This window comes from Haloarcula sp. JP-L23 (assembly GCF_011602445.1).
GTDB lineage: Archaea > Halobacteriota > Halobacteria > Halobacteriales > Haloarculaceae > Haloarcula > Haloarcula pellucida.
In genome coordinates, this window is sequence record NZ_CP050014.1 from 549,732 (window position 1) to 570,629 (window position 20,898).

The 20,898-nt window shown below is 64.6% G+C and carries 20 protein-coding genes; 9 read left to right on the forward strand and 11 right to left on the reverse strand.

Annotated features, from left to right (window positions below; translation table 11 throughout):
* Positions 1-36: 36 nt before the first annotated feature.
* Positions 37-951, forward strand: a complete 915-nt coding sequence (gene mdh, locus G9465_RS02650) for a malate dehydrogenase (RefSeq protein ID WP_166967289.1) — start codon at positions 37-39, stop codon at positions 949-951.
* 240 nt (positions 952-1,191) lie between these two features.
* Here mdh and G9465_RS02655 read toward each other — a convergent pair whose 3' ends face one another.
* From G9465_RS02655 to G9465_RS02665, 3 genes are read right to left on the reverse strand one after another with little or no spacing between them, the layout of a single operon-like run.
* Positions 1,192-1,899 (reverse strand): Zn-ribbon containing protein, encoded by a 708-nt coding sequence (locus G9465_RS02655; protein WP_166967291.1) that lies wholly within the window; start codon positions 1,897-1,899, stop codon positions 1,192-1,194.
* Entirely contained in the window at positions 1,899-2,282 is a 384-nt protein-coding gene (locus tag G9465_RS02660; RefSeq protein ID WP_166967293.1) for a DUF2073 domain-containing protein, read from the reverse strand. The genes G9465_RS02655 and G9465_RS02660 overlap by 1 nt, the downstream gene beginning before the upstream one ends.
* Positions 2,283-2,286: 4 nt before the next feature.
* Positions 2,287-2,928, reverse strand: coding sequence for an Era-like GTP-binding protein (locus G9465_RS02665; protein ID WP_166967295.1), 642 nt, complete (start codon positions 2,926-2,928; stop codon positions 2,287-2,289).
* Positions 2,929-4,015: 1,087 nt separating this feature from the next.
* Between G9465_RS02665 and G9465_RS02670 the strand changes: the two genes are divergently transcribed.
* Complete coding sequence (locus G9465_RS02670; RefSeq protein ID WP_166967297.1) at positions 4,016-5,572, forward strand: Cdc6/Cdc18 family protein; 1,557 nt, start codon at positions 4,016-4,018, stop codon at positions 5,570-5,572.
* A gap of 16 nt (positions 5,573-5,588) precedes the next feature.
* Here the strand turns inward: G9465_RS02670 and G9465_RS02675 are convergent, their stop codons facing one another.
* Together G9465_RS02675 and G9465_RS02680 are read right to left on the reverse strand one after the other, a co-directional pair.
* Entirely contained in the window at positions 5,589-6,275 is a 687-nt protein-coding gene (locus G9465_RS02675; protein WP_166967299.1) for a S26 family signal peptidase, read from the reverse strand.
* A 64-nt stretch (positions 6,276-6,339) separates the two neighbouring features.
* Entirely contained in the window at positions 6,340-7,002 is a 663-nt protein-coding gene (locus tag G9465_RS02680) for a S26 family signal peptidase (RefSeq protein WP_166967301.1), read from the reverse strand.
* A gap of 97 nt (positions 7,003-7,099) precedes the next feature.
* Between G9465_RS02680 and G9465_RS02685 the strand changes: the two genes are divergently transcribed.
* From G9465_RS02685 to G9465_RS02695, 3 genes are all read left to right on the forward strand, one after another.
* Entirely contained in the window at positions 7,100-8,668 is a 1,569-nt protein-coding gene (locus G9465_RS02685; RefSeq protein ID WP_166967302.1) for a DNA-directed DNA polymerase II small subunit, read from the forward strand.
* 187 nt (positions 8,669-8,855) lie between these two features.
* Positions 8,856-9,308, forward strand: a complete 453-nt coding sequence (locus G9465_RS02690; RefSeq protein WP_166967305.1) for a pyridoxamine 5'-phosphate oxidase family protein — start codon at positions 8,856-8,858, stop codon at positions 9,306-9,308.
* 257 nt (positions 9,309-9,565) lie between these two features.
* On the forward strand, positions 9,566-10,861 hold the full coding sequence (locus tag G9465_RS02695) for an O-acetylhomoserine aminocarboxypropyltransferase/cysteine synthase family protein (protein WP_166967306.1): 1,296 nt from the start codon (positions 9,566-9,568) through the stop codon (positions 10,859-10,861).
* Positions 10,862-10,866: 5 nt separating this feature from the next.
* Here G9465_RS02695 and serB read toward each other — a convergent pair whose 3' ends face one another.
* The 3 genes from serB to G9465_RS02710 all read right to left on the reverse strand — a co-directional run bounded on the left by serB (position 10,867) and on the right by G9465_RS02710 (position 14,669).
* Complete coding sequence (gene serB / locus G9465_RS02700; RefSeq protein WP_166967308.1) at positions 10,867-11,499, reverse strand: phosphoserine phosphatase SerB; 633 nt, start codon at positions 11,497-11,499, stop codon at positions 10,867-10,869.
* A gap of 138 nt (positions 11,500-11,637) precedes the next feature.
* Positions 11,638-12,348, reverse strand: a complete 711-nt coding sequence (locus G9465_RS02705) for a hypothetical protein (RefSeq protein WP_166967310.1) — start codon at positions 12,346-12,348, stop codon at positions 11,638-11,640.
* Positions 12,349-12,488: 140 nt separating this feature from the next.
* A complete protein-coding gene (locus G9465_RS02710) occupies positions 12,489-14,669 on the reverse strand; it encodes an ATP-dependent DNA helicase (protein ID WP_166967311.1) in 2,181 nt (726 codons plus the stop codon).
* A gap of 74 nt (positions 14,670-14,743) precedes the next feature.
* On the opposite strand from G9465_RS02710, the gene G9465_RS02715 reads away from it, so the two are divergent.
* Positions 14,744-15,487: a hypothetical protein gene (locus G9465_RS02715; RefSeq protein WP_166967313.1), complete on the forward strand. Its 744-nt coding sequence runs from the start codon at positions 14,744-14,746 to the stop codon at positions 15,485-15,487.
* 1 nt (position 15,488) lies between these two features.
* On the opposite strand, the gene G9465_RS02720 is transcribed toward G9465_RS02715, so the two are convergent.
* Entirely contained in the window at positions 15,489-16,460 is a 972-nt protein-coding gene (locus G9465_RS02720) for a cation diffusion facilitator family transporter (RefSeq protein WP_166967315.1), read from the reverse strand.
* Between the two features lie 66 nt (positions 16,461-16,526).
* On the opposite strand from G9465_RS02720, the gene G9465_RS02725 reads away from it, so the two are divergent.
* The gene (locus G9465_RS02725; RefSeq protein ID WP_166967317.1) at positions 16,527-17,036 is read left to right on the forward strand and encodes a metallophosphoesterase; all 510 of its coding nucleotides are present in this window, start codon (positions 16,527-16,529) and stop codon (positions 17,034-17,036) included.
* Between the two features lie 144 nt (positions 17,037-17,180).
* Here G9465_RS02725 and G9465_RS02730 read toward each other — a convergent pair whose 3' ends face one another.
* Positions 17,181-17,855, reverse strand: a complete 675-nt coding sequence (locus G9465_RS02730; protein WP_166967319.1) for a helix-turn-helix domain-containing protein — start codon at positions 17,853-17,855, stop codon at positions 17,181-17,183.
* Positions 17,856-18,016: 161 nt separating this feature from the next.
* On the opposite strand from G9465_RS02730, the gene G9465_RS26005 reads away from it, so the two are divergent.
* Positions 18,017-18,142, forward strand: a complete 126-nt coding sequence (locus tag G9465_RS26005; RefSeq protein ID WP_255491957.1) for a hypothetical protein — start codon at positions 18,017-18,019, stop codon at positions 18,140-18,142.
* Positions 18,143-18,188: 46 nt separating this feature from the next.
* On the opposite strand, the gene G9465_RS02735 is transcribed toward G9465_RS26005, so the two are convergent.
* On the reverse strand, positions 18,189-19,526 hold the full coding sequence (locus tag G9465_RS02735; protein WP_166967321.1) for an RNA-guided endonuclease TnpB family protein: 1,338 nt from the start codon (positions 19,524-19,526) through the stop codon (positions 18,189-18,191).
* Positions 19,527-19,792: 266 nt separating this feature from the next.
* On the opposite strand from G9465_RS02735, the gene G9465_RS02740 reads away from it, so the two are divergent.
* A complete protein-coding gene (locus G9465_RS02740) occupies positions 19,793-20,884 on the forward strand; it encodes an aminopeptidase (RefSeq protein ID WP_166967323.1) in 1,092 nt (363 codons plus the stop codon).
* The last annotated feature ends 14 nt before the right edge of the window (positions 20,885-20,898 follow it).

The following is a 20,898-nucleotide window of genomic DNA, read 5'->3' on the forward strand; positions in this document are numbered from 1 at the left end:
ACGTTTAACGTTCGCGCCGAAGGCGTTTCGAATGGTATGACAAAGGTAAGCGTAGTCGGTGCGGCCGGAACGGTCGGCGCCGCGGCAGGGTACAACATCGCGCTCCGAGACATCGCCGACGAAGTCGTCTTCGTCGACATCCCGGACAAGGAAGAAGACACCATCGGGCAGGCCGCCGACACCAACCACGGCATCGCATACGATTCGAACACGACGGTCCGACAGGGCGGCTACGAGGACACCGCTGGTTCGGACGTCGTCGTCATCACGGCCGGCATCCCGCGCCAGCCGGGCCAGACCCGCATCGACCTCGCGGGCGACAACGCCCCCATCATGGAGGACATCCAGTCCTCGCTCGACGAGCACAACGACGACTACATTTCGCTGACCACGTCGAACCCCGTCGACCTGCTCAACCGCCACCTCTACGAGGCCGGCGACCGCTCGCGCGAACAGGTCATCGGCTTCGGCGGTCGTCTGGACTCCGCGCGGTTCCGCTACGTCCTCTCCGAGCGCTTCGACGCCCCGACCCAGAACGTCGAGGCGACCATCCTCGGCGAGCACGGAGACGCACAGGTCCCCGTCTTCTCGAAGGTCCGCGTCGACGGCACCGACCCCGAATTCGACGGCGACGAGAGAGAGGAGATTCTCGGCGACCTACAGGAGTCTGCCATGGACGTCATCGAGCGCAAGGGCGCGACCGAGTGGGGCCCCGCCCGCGGCGTCGCCCACATGGTCGAGGCCATCGTCCGCGACACCGGCGAAGTCCTGCCCGCCTCGGTCAAACTGCAGGGCGAGTTCGGCCACGAGGACACCGCCTTCGGCGTCCCCGTCCGACTCGGCTCGAACGGCGTCGAGGAGATCGTCGAGTGGGACTTAGACGACTACGAACAGGACCTGATGGCCGAGGCGGCCGAGAAGCTCTCCGACCAGTACGCTAAAATCGAGTAACGCCGTCAGGACTTTCGCCGCCTTTCTCTCTGTCTTCGGACGCCGTCTGATTAGTCCGGCCAGTCGCCGTTCTCGGTCCGCTCCCGTGATTCCTCGGCGATGTCTGTCCCGAGGAGCGACGCCCACTCTTCGAGGTGTGACTCCGTCGGCGAACAGTTCCGGTGTGCCATGGTTCGTACGCGATTCATCTACGCGGCATTATATAACGATTGTGCCGGATCGCACCCGAAAATAAGGGGATTACTCGCGGAACGTCTCGGGGACCTGAATCGAGTACCGGCCGTCCTCCTGTAACGCGACGATGTACTCCTCGCGGTCGTACAGTTCCATCAGGTTCAGTTCGTACTGCCCCGGTTCGAGCACCTTGATGGACTCGAACTGGTCGTTGAGTTCCTCGCGCAGTTCCTTGAGGTCCGGCCGCTCCGTCTCATCGGGTTCTTCCGGCGGGTCAGAGTCTGCGCCGACAGGTTGGAAGCGATGTTCGCTCTCGGAGTCGGTCTGTGGCTCCTGGGGGAGTTCGTCCGGCGTCACCACGTCCGCGCGGGCGCTCGCCTGTGCGGCGTCCTCGGTGTCTGCCGTCTGGGTGTCGACCTCCCGGCGGGTCGCGGCCTCGCTTCGGTCGACGGCGGGCGAGGCGTCGTCGGAGCCGCTCGATCCAGTCGAACTGGCGGCCCCGGCGTCGGCGCCGACGGTCGGGTCGTCGTTCCCGCCGCCGACGATGTCCCGGACCGTCGCTGCCGTCTTGCCGACGGTGCGTGCCACGGTACTGTCGGCACCCGGCGGCTCTGGGGGTTCTGGCGGTTCCGCATTCGGGTCCGGCGGGCTCGAACTGTCGACGCCGCCGGGCCGGAACTGGAACTTGTTGCCGCCACAGTCCGGACAGCCAGACAGCATCTCCTTCGAGCCGTCGTCGAACGCGCGGCCGCAGTTCGTACACTGGTGTGGCATTATTTCCGGGAGACGAGCGCGCTGATGAGGGTTTCGTCTTTGTGGAGTGTCTCGATCTGGTTGGCCGGACCGATAACGGTCAGTTTCTTCGTCGACTCTTTCCCCATGATGCGGTCCAGGATGCTCTGGTCTGCCGTCTCCGATTTGGGGTAGGTCTCTATCTCGATACCGTTGAACTCGTCGGGGCTTATCTCGGTCATCGTCACCTCGATGAGACGGGACTCCTCGTCGGGCGAGAGCCCCTCTTCGAGGATGACGATGTTGCCGTCGCGCACCCCGTCGAGGATGATGCGTATCTTCTCCATCGAGGCGAGGCCGTCCATCCGTTCGCCGCTGATGAGGTCTATCTGCACGCCGTCGTCGGGGCCTTTTATCTCTGCCATGGTATCACCCGAAGTACTCCGCTATCTTGTCGTAGACCTCGTCCATGTTGTCACCCTCAAGCGCGGAGAGCGGGATGGTCTCGTGTTGTGGGTAGGCGTTGCGAATCCGCTGGACCGACGACTCCTCTAGGTCTATCTTGTTCGCGAGAATCAGCACCGGGAGGTCCTGACTCTCGATGATGCCGATGAGCATCGTGTTGACCTGCGTGAACGGGTCGGTCGCCGAATCGAGCACGTAGATGACGCCGTCGACGTCCTCGCGAAGCCAGTGCATCGCTTCCGCGACCCCTTCCGTGGCTTCCCGAGACCGACGCACAGCGTCGTCTTTCTCCATATCGTGTTCCAGAAACTCGGTGTAGTCGACTTTCGTCGTCACGCCGGGCGTGTCGACGATGTCGATTGTCACCTTCTTCCCGTCCCGTTCTATCTCGACGTTCTCCTTCCGACGCGCGCGGCGCGTCTCGTGTGGCACGTGGCTCTCCGGGCCGACGGCGTCGCCGGTCCAGTCGCGTGCGATACGGTTCGCGAGCGTCGTCTTCCCGGCGTTCGGCGGGCCGTATATCCCGATACGCTTTGGGTCTTCTTCGGAGAACAGCGTCGATGCTGCCCGTGAAATGCTATCTCTGAGGTTTGTTAACAGTCCCATCCTATCCTCCCGCCGCCCGGACTCGCCGGTTTGGCGGCTTCTGCCCGTAGAAGAAAGGCGAATTCACTTAAGGCTACGTCAGACAAGTGTAAATTTAATTATATAGTTGGGAAGTCCCGTCACCGTCGAGACGAAACACGGGGGTCGACCCGGGAACGGACGAACTGGGCAAACTCACAGGTGCCTTCGGTGTCTCACCCGCGCTTTCGGACGCACGCGAAACGAGGGCCGTAGAGCGATGAGCGATAGGGACCGATACTCTGAGACACACCAACGGACATTTCGACCGAAGCTGGGGAAACCATGACGAGGGATGCGGAGGGGAAACAGGGGGGAGGTGTGTGCCCCCCACCCCTTCGTTTCAGGTGGAACGGCGAACGACCCCGGGATGGACGGCACTGAGACGGCACTCGACAGGCGGAAGTGAAGAGCGCGCTACGAGCTAGACTAGCAGATTCATAGAGCAGAGGCGTCGAAACACTAGTCTAGAACAGCTGTAATCCTCTAGTCGTTTTCTTCTATATGGTGCGGATTTGGTTTTTCTGTATATGTATTAAGTCTTTCCTAGTCTAGAGAGCAGGGGCTCGTTCGCTCACCCCCTCCCTCCCTCGCAGGGCATTCCACCCGAAACGAAGGGTGGGGGGTCCACCGGAACTGTGGGATTCTAGTCACTCTCGCGAACTGTAGCGCCGGTATGACTCTCCTACTTGTCCCTCTCTTCGGTCCTCGTAGCCTTACGGCCAGTCGCTCCTCCCCCTAGTTCCCGTGCAGTCCCCGCCACGACACTCTCACTGAGAGTATCACCGGTATCGAGAGCTTACGCCTCTACTATATCGGCAGTAGAGCAGCGACGAACTCCCGTAACTCGGTCGCCATCGTTCGTACCGGGGGACTCTTTCCGGTGGATCCGCCGCCACGATTCGACCGAAATATTTAATATCGAATCACCCACGGGTTCATGTGGTTCAACTGGACGCACCCGAGAGCGTCGACACTCGTCAGTGGTGGCACAGACGCAGTCCTCACGTCCGCTCTTCGGGCATCTCCGTTGCTCTCCACTCGAAACAAAGGGGTTGCGCTCTCGACAATGACCGATTCACTCGACGACTCGGACGCCGGGCCCGACACATCGGAGGACCCGGAGTACTCACTCTCGTCCGACGACGACACGACCGACGCCCAGTCCTCACAGACACCGGACCTGGACGACGTCGTTTTCGACAACCTCGATACGGGAAGCACCGGGGACTCCGACGAGGCTTCCCGCGGCCTGTTCGACGACTTGCTCGAAGGCGAACCCATCTTCGAGAACAAGGAAGTGCTGCGACCGTCCTACACGCCGCACAAACTCCCGCACCGAGAAGAGCAGATAAACAACATGGCGACCATTCTGGTTACTGCCCTCCGCGGGGACACACCGTCGAACATTCTCATCTACGGGAAAACGGGGACCGGGAAGACGGCCAGCGCGAAGTTCGTCAGCGAGGAATTGGAGACGACCTCACAGAAGTACGAGGTCCCCTGTGAAGTCGAGTACATCAACTGCGAGGTGACCGACACCCAGTACCGCGTCCTCGCACAGCTCGCGAACAAGTTCATCAACAAGAACGCCGACGTCATCGACGACCGCATCGAGACGCTCGAAGACGTGTTGTCTCGCGCACGCGAGGACGCCACCGAACTCGAAGCGACGGAGTTCGACAGCGTCGACGCACTCGAAAGCGAAATCGATGCCCTCGAAGCCGACAAAGACGACTTCGAGGAAGTGCCGATGACCGGGTGGCCGACCGACCGGGTGTACTCCTCCTTTTTCGACGCCGTCGACTACCACGAGCGCGTGGTCGTCATCATGCTGGACGAAATCGACAAACTCGTCGAGAAGTCCGGCGACGACACGCTGTACAACCTCTCGCGGATGAACTCCGAACTGGAGAACTCCCGCGTGTCCATCATGGGCATCTCCAACGACCTGAAGTTCACCGACTTTCTCGACCCCCGCGTCAAGTCCAGCCTCGGGGAAGAGGAGATCGTCTTCCCGCCGTACGACGCCAACCAACTGCGGGACATCCTGCAGGCGCGGGCTGACGTTGCGTTCAAGGGGAGTGCGCTCTCCGACGACGTCATCCCGCTGTGTGCGGCCTTCGCCGCACAGGAACACGGGGACGCCCGCCGCGCACTGGACCTCCTCCGGACCGCCGGCGAACTCGCCGAACGCGACCAGACCGATCAGGTCGAGGAAGACCACGTCCGACAGGCCCAAGAGAAGATCGAACTCGACCGGGTCGTCGAGGTCGTCAGGACGCTCCCGACCCAGTCGAAGATCGTCCTCTTTGCCATCATCCTGTTAGAGAAAAACGGCGTCCGCAACATCAACACCGGCGAGGTGTTCAACATCTACAAGAACCTCTGTGAGGAGATCGACGCCGACGTGTTGACCCAGCGCCGTGTCACGGACCTCATCTCCGAACTGGACATGCTGGGCATCGTCAACGCCGTCGTCGTCTCGAAGGGCCGGTACGGCCGGACGAAGGAAATTTCCCTGTCGGTACCGACCGAAGAGACCGAAGCAGTCCTCCTCTCTGACTCGCGACTCGGCGACATCGACGACGTCCAGCCGTTCGTCCAAGCACGGTTCGACAACTGAGTGTGCGCCCGCGTGACTACGCGACGGCGACAGTAGTATTCTCCGCGCCGACCGACGTTTCGGCTGCCGAGACGCGTGCGGCCTGGTTCCAGCCGAGTCGAATCTCGCCGAGCAACGGTACGCGCCACTCGGCCGTGCCGACGACCCAGGCGGGCCTGACCGGGTCGCTGATTGGACTCGACCCCACCTGGTCGTAACGGGCGTTGTTGTCGCCCTTCGTGATGAAGCCGTCGTGGGGCGCTGGGCAGTTGGTGAGTTGGCGGCAGTTATCCGCGACCCCGATGGCCGCTGGGTCGGCCCGGTCGTACCAGTTCTCCCCCTCCTCGACGTGCAGCATCGCCCGGTGGATGATGGGCGTCGTCTGATTGTTCCCGTCGGGCGCGTAGACGATGACGTCGCCCGGTCGGCTGAATCGGACGTAGTTCTCGCCGCGGTCGGCAGTGACGACGCCGTCCTGTGCGTTCGCCCCGGCGAACCGCTCCTCTTCCATGACAAAGACGAGGTCGCCCTTCTCGATGTGTGGGTCCATGCTCGGGCTCTCGATGGCGACCAGCGGGGGCCAGACGCCGCTGACGGCGAACAGCAACAGGCCGACCAGCAAGACTGCACCGGCGCTCCCGACTATGTCGGTCACGTACACCAGTACACCAGCCCCGTCCTCGTCACCGTCGTCGCTCGCCGACGGACGGTCGTCACCGGACATTCTACCGGGACTACCGAGAGACGCACAATCAACGTTCCGTTGTCCGGGCTATCCCAGCGGGCGGTCAACCGCCGAGTCGGGTCCCCGACTGGAGCCGGACCCATCCGAGACCCGGGATCCGGAGTTCGGCGGTGCCGACGACCCACTCGTCGCGGACGACCGTGCTGGTCCCGGTCACCTGATCGTAGGCGTCGTTGAAATCGCCCTTCGTCACGAACCCGTCGTGCGGGGCGGGGCAGTTCCGGAGGTCGGCACAGCTATCGGCGGCCCCGACGTCGTCGGGGTCGGCGCGGTCGTACCAGTTTTCTCCTTTCTCTACGTAGAACATCGCCCGGTGGATGACCGGCGTCCGCCGTTCGTTGCCGTTGGGTTCGAAGACGATGACGTCGCCGGGTTCGCGGAACATCACGTAGTTCGACTCGGCTCCGGTCTCGGCGGTGACGACACCGTGTCGGGCGTCGGGTCCGGGGAACCGGTCTTCCTCCATGATGAACACCATGTCTCCGGTGTCGATGTTCGGTGTCATACTGCCACTTTCGATGGCGACCAGCGGGGGCCAGACGCCGCTGACGGCGAACAGCAACAGGCCCACCAACACGACGGCGCCGACACTCGTAGCGACGTCGCGAACGTACACCGAGAACGGCACGTCCTCCTCGTCTACGTCGCCGTCCGCACCGACGGCGGCACTGCGGTCGTCGTCCTCTGCCGACACGTCGGGTTCCATCCGTACCTCGGCTTGTCAGCACCACGGTATCAACTTTGTGTCACCACGTCCTCTGCCGGTCCGCTACGTTTTTGCCCGCCGACGCGGAGTAGAGAACGTGCCGCTCTCGACGCCGGCCCGTATCGTCAGCGAACTCGCCAGCCGCGGCTACAACGCCGAACGCGAGGCCGTGACGAAACTGGCCGACGCACCGGACCCAGAACGCGCGCTCGACCGCGCAGTCGAAACGATGCCCGACGACGCGCTGAAGCTCACAGCCGGGCACGTCGAAGGCGTGCTCGACCGGGCAGAATCGAGAGCCGACGCGACCGCCGGCAGTCAGCGGGCCGCCGAACAGAAGAACGGGGCGACCGCGACCCGAGACCCCTCTGTTTCGACTGGAACAGACTCCGGAGTGTCGCCCGACGCGGGCGGGGACGTTCCACACGAAACGAAGGGGTCTCGCGACGTCGACCTCTCGAAACGGGCCATCGAGGTCGCAAACGACATGACCGGTAACTCGACCGGGACCGGCGAGTACAGCGACTTCGTGTCGGTGTTCCGTGACCGCTACGAGAAACTCGCGAGCAAACTCCGGGGTCGCGTGAACCACCGACCGACCGACGCCATCGAGAACATGGCCGGTGGCAGCGAGGCCGCACTCATCGGGATGGTCTCGGACATCCGCTCGACGGCCAGCGGCCACTGGCTGGTCGAACTCGAAGACACGAACGGGACCTTCCCCTGTCTCGTGATGAAGGACCGCCCCATCGCCGATTTGGTCCAGCAACTCCTCTTAGACGAGGTCATCGCCGTCGACGGAACGCTCGCGGACGACTCGGGCATCCTCTTCGTCGACTCCCTGCACTTCCCCGACGTGCCACGGACCCACTCGCCGTCGACGGCCGACCGCCACGTGCAGGCGGCGCTCATCTCCGACGTCCACGTCGGCAGTCAGGAGTTCATGGCCGACGCCTGGCATCGCTTTACCGACTGGCTCCACACCGCTGAAGCGGAACACGTCGAGTACCTCCTCATCGCCGGCGACATGGTCGAGGGCGTCGGCATCTACCCCGATCAGGACGAGGAACTGGACATCATCGACATCTACGAGCAGTACGAGCAGTTCTCGGAGTATCTCAAGGAGGTGCCCGGCGATATGGAGATTCGGATGATTCCCGGCAACCACGACGCCGTCCGCCTCGCGGAGCCACAGCCCGGCTTCGACGAGGAACTGCGGGACATCATGACCGCCCACGACGCCACCGTCCACTCGAACCCGGCGCTGGTCACGGTGGAGGGCGTCACAGTGCTGATGTATCACGGCGTCTCGCTGGACGAGGTCATCGCCGAACTCCCCGACGAGGAGGCCAGTTACGACGACCCCCACAAGGCGATGTACCAACTGCTGAAGAAGCGCCACGTCGCCCCGCAGTACGGCGGCCACACCCGACTGGCGCCGGAGGACCGCGACTACCTCGTCATCGAAGAGGTGCCCGACGTGTTCCACACCGGCCACGTCCACAAACTCGGCTGGGGGAAGTACCACAACGTCCTCGCGCTGAACTCGGGGTGCTGGCAGGCACAGACCGACTTCCAGAAATCCGTCAACATCGACCCCGACGCCGGCTTCGCCCCCATTCTGGACCTCGATACGCTGGACATGACGGTGCGGAAGTTCGCCTGACCGCCCGCTCGCTCGCAGGCCACACGCACCGTCCTCGCGAACGCGGTCGGAGGCTCGGCGCAGTTAGCCCGACGGTGGGTCGCGGCACCCCGGTCGTCGCCGGGGTCGAACGTTCGTACCAGATACGTACCAGTTAGCCCCCGGTTTCCACTCCAACCTATTTCCCGCAGGCGGTGGACACGCCGCTATGGACATCGTCGAGAACACCCTCGACGCCTCGCTGGACGAGTTCCTCGCTCGGCCCCTGTTCTGTTTCCTCGCCCACTCCTCGGAGTCGGGCCCCCGGGTCTCGCCCCTGTGGTTCCACTGGGACGGCGAACAGGTGTGGCTCATCGCCATGGAAGCGGGCCGCTCGTATCCCGACCGTCTCCGACAGTTCCCCGAGTCCGCCCTCGCCGTCGTGGACTTCGACCCGAAGTCGGGGCGCGTCGAACACGTCGGGATGCGCGGGACGGCGACGCTCGAACCGTTCGACGCCGACCGCGCCGACCGACTCCTGACGAAGTACCTCGGCCGGGACCGGGGTGCGTGGGACGAGCGGTTCCGTGGACTCGGCGGCGACGGGTACGGCCTCGTGCGGTTCGACCCCGAGACGGTCGTCGCTCGCGACCAGTCGTACGCGGGGTCGTTCGACCGGTGACGGGTCGGCGGCGTCGAGGTGTGGTGCCGTCACAAAACGCGGTGACGGTGCCGCGACCGGGCGGAGTGCCGCCTCCCAGCCGATATTTACCGAGACGATACTGCGCTACGGGCGACAACGCATGGAATGCTCTGGTGGTCAAACGGCCACCGAATCCGTTCGGACTACGGTGGGAAAATCACCGCTATCTCGGATTTGGGGGGTGTCTCGCCGCTGTAGACGGGAATTAAGGGGGTCGCCCGTGACTACTCCGATGTATGAGTGACGACGACCGCGGATTCGAGACGGAGGCGCTCCACGTCGGACAGGAACAACCGGACGCCGAGGCCCGGGCTCGCGCACCGCCCATCTACCAGACCACCTCCTACGTCTTCGAGGACGCCGAGGACGCCGCCGCCCAGTTCGCGCTGGAGAAACCGGGACACATCTACTCCCGACTGATGAACCCCACCGTCGGGATGTTACAGGAACGGCTGGCGGCGCTCGAGGGCGGGGTTGGGGCCGTCGCCACCGCCTCGGGGATGGCGTCGCTGAACCTCGCCACCTTCCTGCTGGCCGACGTGGGCGACAACGTCGTCACCGCCTCGTCCCTGTACGGCGGCACCTACACCTACTACACCCACACTGCGCCCCGGAACGGCGTCGAGACCCGGTTCGTCGACACGCTGGACTACGACGCCTACGAGGAGGCCATCGACGAGAACACGGCCTACGTCCACTGTGAGACCATCGGCAACCCCGCGCTGGTCACCCCGGACTTCGAGCGACTCGCCGAGATCGCCCACGACAACGGTGTCCCCTTCTTCGTGGACAACACCTTCGCGACGCCGTACCTGTGCAACCCGCTCGAACACGGTGCGGACCTCGTCTGGAACTCCACGACGAAGTGGATTCACGGCCACGGCACCACCGTCGGCGGCGTCCTCGTCGACGGGGGCTCGTTCCCGTGGGACGAGTACGAGGAGAAATACCCCGAAATCGCCGGCGACAACCCCGCGTACCACGGCGTCAACTTCCGCGAGCGGTTCGGCGACGCCGCGTTCACCTACGCCGCTATCGCCCGCGGGCTGCGCGATTTGGGCTGCCAGCAGTCCCCCTTCGACGCGTGGCAGACCATGCAGGGCTTAGAGACCCTGCCGACCCGGATGGACCGCCACTGCGAGAACGCGATGGCCGTCGCGGAGTTCTTAGACGACCACCCCGAGGTGTCGTGGGTCACCTACCCCGGACTGGAGGACCACGAGACGCACGAGACGGCGACGAAGTACCTCGACGGCGGCTACGGCGGTATGATAACCTTCGGCCTCGACGCCGGCTACGAGGCCGCCCGGAGCACGGTCGAATCGACCGAAATCGCCAGCCTGCTGGCGAACGTCGGCGACGCGAAGACGCTGATTATCCACCCGGCGTCGACGACTCACCAGCAACTCACCGACGAGGAGAAGGCCGCGGCTGGCGTCACCGACGACATGGTGCGGCTCTCGGTCGGGACCGAATCCGTCGAGGACATCGAGGCCGACCTCGATCAGGCCATCGCGCAGGCGACCGAGTAGCCCGACTACAGAATCTCTTTCTGTTCGAAGAGGTCGTACAGTTCGTCCATCGTCGAGACGGTCACGTCACACGACGGGGCGACGGCGGGTTTCGGCTCGAACCCGACGGCGAGGCCGGCGACTTCCAGCATGGGCAGGTCGTTAGCGCCGTCGCCGACGGCGACGGTCTGGTCGCGGTCCTCGCCGACGATGGCCGTCGCGACCTCCAGCGCGTCGTCTTTCGTCCCCTCGATGAGCGGCCCCTCGACGGTTCCGGTGAGCTTCCCGTCGGCGACGGGGAGGCGGTTGGCGACGATGGCGTCGACCTCGACGCCCTCCTTTTCGAGTGCGGCCTCGACGCCGCGCTCGAACCCGCCGGTGAGGATGGCGACGTAGTGGCCCGCCTCCCGAAGCGCGCCGATGACGTCTGCGGCGCCGGGCCGCAGTTCGACCTGCTCGAAGGCGGTCTGTGCCTGTTCGTCGGGCAGGTCTTCGAGCAGCGCACAGCGCTGACGCAGGCTCTCGGCGTACTCGATTTCGTCGTTCATCGCTCGCTCGGTGATCGACGCCATGTCCTCGGCGGTACCGTTCTGGTTCCCGAGCAGGACCGTCATCTCCGAATCGGAGAGCGTCCCGTCGAAGTCGAACGCGACTAGCATTGCCCGGTTGTTCTACGCGGGGGGTTTTCTATCCCACCTTTTCGGTCCCGGCGACCACTCACCCAGTGGTCCGGTCCACCGTCGCCGCTACGGTGGGACTGTGCCGCCACTCGCGAACGCCGAACCGGCTACCGCGCTCTAGGCTTGCTCTGTCGGCCGGGACGGGCCAGCGGTGTCGGTGAGAACGACCCCGACGCGGCGGAGGCCGACGCCGAGGAGGAAGCCACAGAGCGCGATGGGGACGCCGAACGCGACGCCGACGTACGCGGCATACGCAACGGCCTCGGGCAGCGAGACGACGGTCGTTCCGCCGCCGTACGTCAGGACGCTGGTGCCGTAGCGCGTGAGCGCCGCGCCGAAGATAGGCGCGATGACCAGTCCGCTCGTCGGGAGGAGCCCGGAGTTCAGCCCCGCGCTGAGGGCACCGAGACCGACGAGCACGGCGGCGGCGAGGAAGACGCCGAGTTCGGGGCTCGTCCCGTCCCACGTCCCCGACACCAGTTCGACGAGCGCATCGTAGCCGACGTTCGCGTCGACCCACCACACCGACCCGAGAGCCAGCGGGACCGTGAGCAGGCCTATCAGCAGTGAGAGGACCAACCGACGACCGAGTAGTGCGTCTCGAATCGGGCCAGTGATCGCCCGCCGGAGTGGTCCGGCGAGGACGCGATGACTCTCGCGGAGCCCGGTTCGTGCGCTCGACTGCAGTCGTGCTGTTGCCCTGCGGAGTGTCGTCCACGCCAACGACACCGCTGTGCGGGTCGTCGCCGCGGTCCAGGAGACGGCCGCGATAGCGAGGGCGACGGCGGTTGTAAGGCTACTGCGGAGGGAGGACTGTGGAGGGCGCATCACGTAGATACCATCTCGGCATCGATATATTAAATTTTCTGACCGTTCACTCTGAGGACGTTCGCGCCCCTCGCTATTGCTCCGCGGTTCGCTCCGCTCACCGCGTCGCTTCGAGGTTCCTCCCTTCGTTCGGAACCTCGCTATGGCTTCGGCGGCGGCCCGTCGTAGGCGCCCATGTCCTGATAGAAGTTCAACAGCGCGAACTTCAGTTTCTCCGGGCCGATGTCGACCATCTCCCGGCGTTCCTCGGGTGGAAACGCCCCCCGAACCGCGTAGTCGCGCATGTCCATCTCGGCGTGTTCCGTGTAGCGCTTATCGAGCAAGACTCGCGCGCCGAAGTCCTCGGGCGAGCGGACCACCCGACCGAGCGCCTGTCTGGTCTTGCGGACCGTCGGAATCTCGACGGCGTAGCGCCACCCGGCCTCCTCGGTATCCTCGTCGCCGAACGCCGTCGCGTAGGCGTCCTGCACCGCCTCCATCCGGTCGTCCAGATGGGGGTACGGAACCCCGAGGACGACGACGGTGCGGGCGTCGTCGCCGTCGTAGCTCACGCCCTCCGCGAGGGTGCCCCACAGCGAGGTGAAGAGGACGGCACCGTCGTCGTCGGTGAACGCCTCTCGGAGGTCACGCGCCTGCGTGCCGGGTTCGTCCAGATACCGGGTGCCGCTGACGGCGACCATGTCGTGGTAGCGCCGGGCCTCGCTGTAGGACGGACAGAACACGAGGGTGTTCCCCGGTGTGAACCGGATGACGTCCGCCAGCGTCCGGGCGATGGTCCGCTGGGTCTCGGGGTTGTCCCGCTCGCTAGAGAACAGGGCGGGCCCGTCGACGGCGTAGGTCCGTCGGCGCTCCTCGGGGAACTGCGCGCCGTAGGCCATCGTCACCGGGTCCGAGAGGCCGACGACGTCTTCGGTGACGTCGAACGGGCGCAGCGTCGCGCTCATCAACACGGCCGCGTGCAGGTCGTCGAACAGGTCCCGGGTCACCTGTTCGGGGATGCAGGTGTACAGTTCCGCCCGGCCGTACACCTCGTCGGTACTCTCGTCCCGGCGGACGCTCACGACGGGGTACTGGCCGGCTTCGTCGGATTCGGCCAGCCAGGCCGAGAGGAAGGCGGCCGCCTGCAGGGTCTGACACTCCTTGCGGGTGTCGAGTTCGCCCTCCTTGAACTGCTCCTCGTAGGTAGCGTCGAGTTCGCGCCCGAGGTCCAGCGCTTGGTCGACCTCCTCGTGGAAACCGGGGCCGGTGTACCCCCGGAAGAACGAGAGGGTGAGGTCGTCTTTCTTGTCGTGGTTGGCGACGGTGACGTCGTCCCAGTGCTCGTCGACGGCCTCCCGGTCGCCAAAGCCAAAGGAGTCCTCGTAGGTCTCGACCAGTGCGTCGCGGAACGTTTCGAGCACGTTCGCGGCACCGTCGGCCCGGGCGTCTTCGGACTCCGCCAGTTCGTCCAGCGCTTGGTCGAGCGTGTTCTCGGTGAGGGTACGCCGGGCGTGGTCGCGGGCCGCCGACTCGACGTTGTGAGCCTCGTCGAAGACGGCGACGACGTCTTCTGGCTCCCGCCCGAGCCACCGGAAGAACTGCTCGCGGATGGTGGGGTCTAGCAGGTGGTGGTAGTTACACACCACCAAATCGACGCCGTCCATCCCCTCTTTCAGTAGTTCGTAGCCGCACAGCCCGTGGTCGTCGGCGTACTCGTACACGTCGTCGGGCGTGCGCACGTCGTCGTAGAGCCACGCGTAGAACTCGGTGGTGTCGACGGTCAGGTTCCGGTAGTAGTGGTCGCAGGTCGACCGTTCGGACTCCAGTTCGTCGCGTTGCTCTTGTAGGTCCCGCAACTCCTCGACGACGGCGCTACGGGCCTCCATGGCCTCGCTGTCGCCGGACTGGCCCGCTTGAAGCAGTTCCCCCTCGCGCCGTTCGAGGTCGGCGATGTCGCCCTCGACGTCGACCAGTTCGCGGGTGGTGTCGCGCAGGGCCTGACACTCCTCGTAGTCGACGTCGATGTGACACATCGACCCCTTGCCACGGAAGACGACCGCGCGAAGGTCCTCGTGGTCGGTGATGGCGCGGGCGTCCTCGACGAACTGGCGCATCTGCTGGTGGACGTTCGTCGTGATGACCACCGTCTTGTTCGTCTCGCGGGCGTGTTCCAGCGCCGGGACGAGCGAGGCCAGCGTCTTGCCGGTGCCACAGGCCCCCTCGAAGAGGACGTCCCGACCGTCGTCTAAGGCGTCGTAGATGGTGGCCATCGCCTCGCGCTGGTGGTCGTACGGCTCCTCGTAGGGAAAAAAGCGGAAGTAGCCGTCGTCTGTCGTCGCCACGGGGGTCCGTTGGCCGTTCTCGGGCAAAAGGGTTCGCCCCAGCAGCTATCCCGCTCGCACTCCTGTCTCTATCCATGTGGCGCCCGGTGCTCGTCGTCGCCGTCGTCGCGCTCGCGGGCTGTTCGGGCCTGTTCGCGAGTGCCGACACGTCCTCGCCGGAGCGTCCACTGACGCCCGCGCCGGTGCCCGAGACGACCACAGGCACCGTCGCGCTCCCGCGCGAAAACGGGAGCGTCGACCTCGACCGGATTCTGGACCGGCACGAGGCCGCACTCGCCGACCGGAGCTTCAACCGCCACGTCGAACGCGAGGGGCCACAGAACACGCGGGACGTCTGGGTCGACCGAGAGCGCGGGATAACCCGCGTCCGGCGGACGTTCGGCCCGCTGACCGACGACGCCGTCGTCGCCGACGGGATGCTGTATCGCAGCGTCCGCGACGACCCCGACACGGACTACACCGCGACGGCCAGCGACGGGCAGATACCGTACGTCCCCTCGGCGTCGGGCGCCGCCAGACTTCGCGTCGTCCTCGACGCCGAGGGGTACGACCGTCTCGGGACGGTCCAGCGCGACGGGCGGGCACTCGCCGTCGTCGCGTCGACCGACACGGAGGTCCCCGTCAGCGGGGCCGACCCCGACCAGGCTGTCGCGATGCGGTCCCGCATCTACGTCGACCGGATGGGTATCGTCCGGTACGTCGACCACTGGGAACGGCGGACCGACGGGACGGTGTTCGTCCTCCGGTGGCAGGTTATGACCGGCATCGACCGCGTCCCGGTACCGTGGTGGGCCGACGAAATCGGACTGTACGGCTGACTCAGGCCGTCTCGGGTTCGATGTACACTTTCCGGATGTCGCCGTTGATCGCCTTCAGCGAGTCTTCGATGGCGGTGATGGCGTCGTCTATCTCCTCTGTCTCTAGCCTATCCGTAAAGACTACGTCGGCCGAGACGACGACCTCGTTCGGTCCGAAGTACACCGTCCGAAAGTCGACGATGTCGGTGACGTGTTCGTGGTCGGCGACGGCCGCTCGGAGTTCTCGGCCCACGTCCGCCGGCAGGCTCTCGCCGAGGATGAGGCGTTTGTTCTCCCACGCGAGCGCCAGCGCGAAGCCCATCAGCATGATGCCGATGAGAACCGCCGATATCTGGTCGAACATCGGGTTGCCGGTCTGCTGTTCGAGGAACAGGCCAGTCAGTGCGATGACGATGCCGGCGAGGGCGATAGTGTCCTCAGTCAGCGCCGTCAGCGTCGTCACGTCGCTGGTCTTGCGGAACGCTTCCTTATAGCTCGACCAGTCGTTGCGCTTCATCTGCCGTCGCATCTCGGCGCGCGCTTTCACGAGTGCGTACGTCTCGAAGGCGAAGGCACCCAGCAGGACGCTGTAGTTGACCCAGAGGGGGTCGAGCCACGTCGGCGGCGTGAAACTGATAAACAGGAACTCCACGGTACCGTGTGCGGCCTCGCCACCGTGGCCGCCGGCGGTGAGTTGATTGTAGCCGTGTTTCAGGCTCTCCCAGCCCGCGATGCCGAATAGGAACACCGAGACTAGAAAGCTGTAGAAGAACTGTGCCTTGCCGTAGCCGAAGGGATGCTGTCGGTCGGCCTCGCGCTCGGAAAACCGGATGCCGATGAGGAGGAACACCTGATTGCCGGTGTCGGAGATGCTGTGGTACGTCTCCGACAGCATCGCGGCGCTCCCGGTCAGGAGGAATCCGAAGAATTTCAGGACCGCGATGGCGGCGTTGGCGACGAGGGCGGCGAGGACGACTGATTTACTGCCTGCCATGCCCGGCCACTCACGAGGCTGTGGGAAAGTGGTTCTGGATTTAGGGCTGGAGCCGCAACGGGTGGTATGCTCACTATCGTCTCGGATACGCACGGCACCGACGGCCACCGACTGGAGGGGCGGACCCTCGAAGCAGTCAGAGCGGCCGACCACGTCGTCCACGCGGGCGATTTCACCACGGAAGCCGTCCTCGACGCCGTCGAGACCGACGCGTCGACGCTCACCGCCGTCTACGGGAACAACGACACGATGGGGGTCCGGGACCGGCTCTCGGACGTGGCGACGCTCTCGTGGGCTGGGCTGACGGTACTCGTCGTCCACGGTCACGAACACTCGGAGACGGCACTGGGGATGCTCGCGCGACAGGAGGACGCCGACGTGGTCGTCGTGGGTCACTCACACCGGCCCGAGATCGGGGAACTCGGCGGTCGGTTACTCGTCAATCCGGGGAGTTACGCCGACCCGCGCCGCTATCGGCCAGCCCACGCCGAACTGGTGGCAGACGACGGACGCGTCCGTGTCCGCCTCCGGTCGCCAGATGGAGCGGTGTTCTCGACGGCGGCCCGAGAGCGGTGAGAGGGAACCGGCCGCGTCGTCGCCGGGGAATGCCAGATGAGAGTGCCAACTGCGGACCGTCTCGCGCCGAGCAGTTCGGCGCGTGTGGTACGTTGACACTCGGAAATAAAGGACCTATTGGAGAGTGAAAGACTGGTTTGACACTTACTGGCGGACGTACCAGGCGGCACCGACCATCGCGAGGACGAACGCCCCGCCGGCGAAGAAAGCGAGTCCGGGCGGGAGGCCACCGAGCAGTTCCGCGCCGCCCTGTGTCGCCGCGTCCGCCGTCTGCGTGGCTACGCCGCCGCCGTCGGCGATGGTGCCGTTCTCGATGTAGTAACTCGGGTCGGGGTCGCCCGTGTCCGCACTGCCACTCCGGACCGTCGGGCCGAACAGTGTCCCGAGTCCGCGCCCGAACACCTGTTGGACCAGTACGCTCGCCAGTCCGACGACTGCGAGGGCACCCAGCAGGTTCGACAGCGCGGCCCGCAGTCCCGACGTCTCCTGTTCGTCGCCCGCACAGATGACCAGCGGTTGGTTCGCGGGCGCGAACACGTCCATCTCGCGGCCCTTCTCGGAGTAGGCCGTATCGACGACTTCGACGGCACCGGCGTTCTTCAGTTTCTTGAGATGGTACTGGGTGTTCTGGAGCGAAGTCCCCACTCGGTCGGCGAGTTCCGCGGGCGGCGCTGGCTCACGGTTGAGTGCCGCCAGCAACTCGCGGGCAGTCTCCGAGGAGAGTGCCGAGAGGACGTCGTCCGCGTCCTCGCTGTCGACCCCGATGACCCGGGGTTCCGCGTCGGGAATCGCCGGGTCCCGAGAGGGCAGCAACGACATGGAATACGATATGTACTATGGCGTTATGAGTCTTTGCCAAGGTACGACGGTCGTTACACATATCGCTCAAAGACGGATTTGACTCTTCGAAATCGGCGGTTTCCGGGCTGCTATCGAACGGTGGCGAAACCTCTTTGTCTGGTGACTGTCAACGGCCGGGTATGCAGGATGTGCTCATCTACGGACTGCTGGCCGCGGTGCTCGGTTTCTTCTTTTTCATGTACCTGATGCTCCGCCGGACCTTCCAGGGGTTCAGAGAGGGGTTCCAACAGAGCAAGGAGAAATGACATCCTCCCCGCCGTGAACGGCGGGGTTTCCTCCGTCTCAGTCTGTCTACGACTCGCCGGAGGCAACATTCCCGTCGTAGTGGACGGTACTCGGGTCTGTGCGCTGTTCTTTAGGACGGTGAGAGCGTGGTGACTCCGACCAGTTATGGTCGTCCCACTCGAACCGCACGGGCCGTGCCATCGGCCTGACTGCCTGTTCTGTGTGCCGTTTCAGGAACGTTGCTGACGCCGTGAGGTCGGCGTGGCCCTCAAACCCACACGGACAGGTGAGCGTGTCCTGTTGTCGTGTCGTTCGGTCTGTCGTACCGCATTGGGGGCACTCTTGGCTAGTCCACGCTTCCGACCGAACCTCCACTGAGATACCGTATTCCTCGGCGGTACAGACCAGTCGCTCGGTGAATTGCTTGAACGCCCAGAAGTTGTGCGTCTTGGCGTTAGTTTCGACCGACCAGTGCGTGTCCAGCACGTCGGTTAAGCCGCCGATATACACCATGTCCACACCCTCGGCGTACAGTCGTTTCAGCAGGTCACGACACAGTGCCTCTTGCGCGTGGTCGCGGCGGCGGGTTCGCTTGCGGTACAGCCGCCGGATACGCTCGCTATTGTATCTGCCTTCTTCGAGTTTCGACTGTAGCCGGGCGATTTCTCGTGTCGTGTCGCGGAATCGCTGGAACAACTCGCGGCCCTCGTACAGATATTGCTCGCCGGTCGTGGTGGTACAGGCGACGAGATTGTTTGCACCAATGTCCAGAGCGGCCGTTTCGTCGGCCAGTGGAGTGGCCCGTGTATCATCAGAAACAGTCACGGGTTGCGAAGCTCTGAACGTGCAATCTGTCTCGTCGTACCACAGGTCCAACCGGCCCTGTTTCTCGTAGTCGGGCCAATTCGGGTCGCCAGCGATTTCCAGGCGGAGACGTCCAGTGTGGTCGTATCGGTCTTTCAACTCGCTCCCGACCAGTATCTCAAGCCGGGACCGCTCACCCCATGCGACGGTGTAGGCATCGTTGCGAATGACGGTTTTGAGTTGGCGTCCATCGTCCTCGTTACCACGGAAGCCTGGCGGTTCCGGATGGTCCGTAACCGACGTGTTCGACTCGTCGTGATACTGGTCTTTCAGCCGGAAGAACGCTCGCCACGCTTCGCTGTTCTTCCGTAGTACCTGTTGGGCGGTGGACGCGCCTAGAGCGCCTTTGTACTGCCCTTCGAGACTACCAGTATCAGCGTCCCACACGTCGCCCTCGAAGCCGTCTGCGTCGTTGTACCGCATGAGGCGCTGGTATGTAACTTCGTTCCAGAGAGCGGCGGAAGCGTCCAACAGGTCCCGAAGCAGTTGCTCTCCGGTATCAGAGAGCGGTCGCACGGCGAACGTGTTGGTGCGCTTCATCAGCCACTTCAGTATCTGTTCGCTTCGGGCTTGAACGTCAGCCATCCACAGTGAAAGTATAGAGTGGTCCGACCGGTTGGAGACTCAAGACCAGCAGTAACACGGCGGTTGCTCACCAGAGCGTACGCGATTCACGCCCGCCCTGTTCAGTCCCCGGTCCGACAGCGCGTCGGAACACTCGTCCCTCACGGGAAGGGCGTGACTCTCTCGCTGTTACAGGTAGCCGGCGGCGAAAGTGGTTTGGGCCCGTCGCCGGACCCTCCTGTATGGACCCGCGCATCCGCGAACACGCAGAAGTCATCGTCGACCACTCCATCGACCTGAGCGAGGGCGACGACATCGTCATCGACGCACATCCCGTCGCAGAGGACCTCGTCGTCGCGCTCCACGAACTGGCCGCCGACCGCGGCGCGAACCCGCTTGTCGTACAGGAGCGCCTCGGCGAACGGTTCCAGCGCGCGTTCCTCCGCAATCGCGACGAGTTCGAGACGCCGGGCCACCTCGAAGCCCTCTACGAGGCGATGGACGCCTACATCGCCATCCGCGGGAACGAAAACGTCACCGAAGCCAGCGACGTCGACCCGGAGACCACTGCCGCCTACCAACAGGCCCAGCAACCCCTCCTCGAAGAACGCCTCTCGAAGACGTGGTGTCTCACCCAGTACCCCGCCTCGGCCAACGCCCAACTGGCCCAGATGTCGACCGAGGGCTACGAGAACTTCGTCTGGGACGCCGTGAACAAGGACTGGGACGCCGTGCGCGAACACCAGTCCCAGATGGTCGACGTCCTCGACCCGGCCGACGAGGTACGCATCGTCTCCGGCGACACCACCGACGTGACGATGTCCGTCGCCGGTAACGTGACGCTCAACGACTACGGCGAGAAGAACCTCCCGGGTGGCGAGGTGTTCACCGCACCCGTTCCCGACAGCGTCGAGGGCGAGGTGCTGTTCGACAAACCCCTGTACCATCAGGGCCGCGAGGTCACCGACGTCTCGCTGCGCTTCGAGGGCGGTGAGGTGGTCGACCACAGCGCCGAGAAGAACGAAGACCTGCTGACGGAGGTGCTAGAGACCGACGAGGGCGCGAGTCGCCTCGGCGAACTCGGCATCGGCATGAACCGCGACATCGACCAGTTCACCTACAACATGCTGTTCGACGAGAAGATGGGCGACACCGTCCACATGGCCGTCGGTCGCGCCTACGACGAGACGGTCGGTGAGGGCAACGAGCAGAACGACTCGGCCGTCCACGTCGACATGATCGTCGACATGAGCGAGGACTCCTACATCGAGGTGGACGGGGACGTCGTCCAGCGGGATGGAACGTTCCGGTTCGAGGACGGCTTCGAAGCGTAAACCGGCCGATCAGC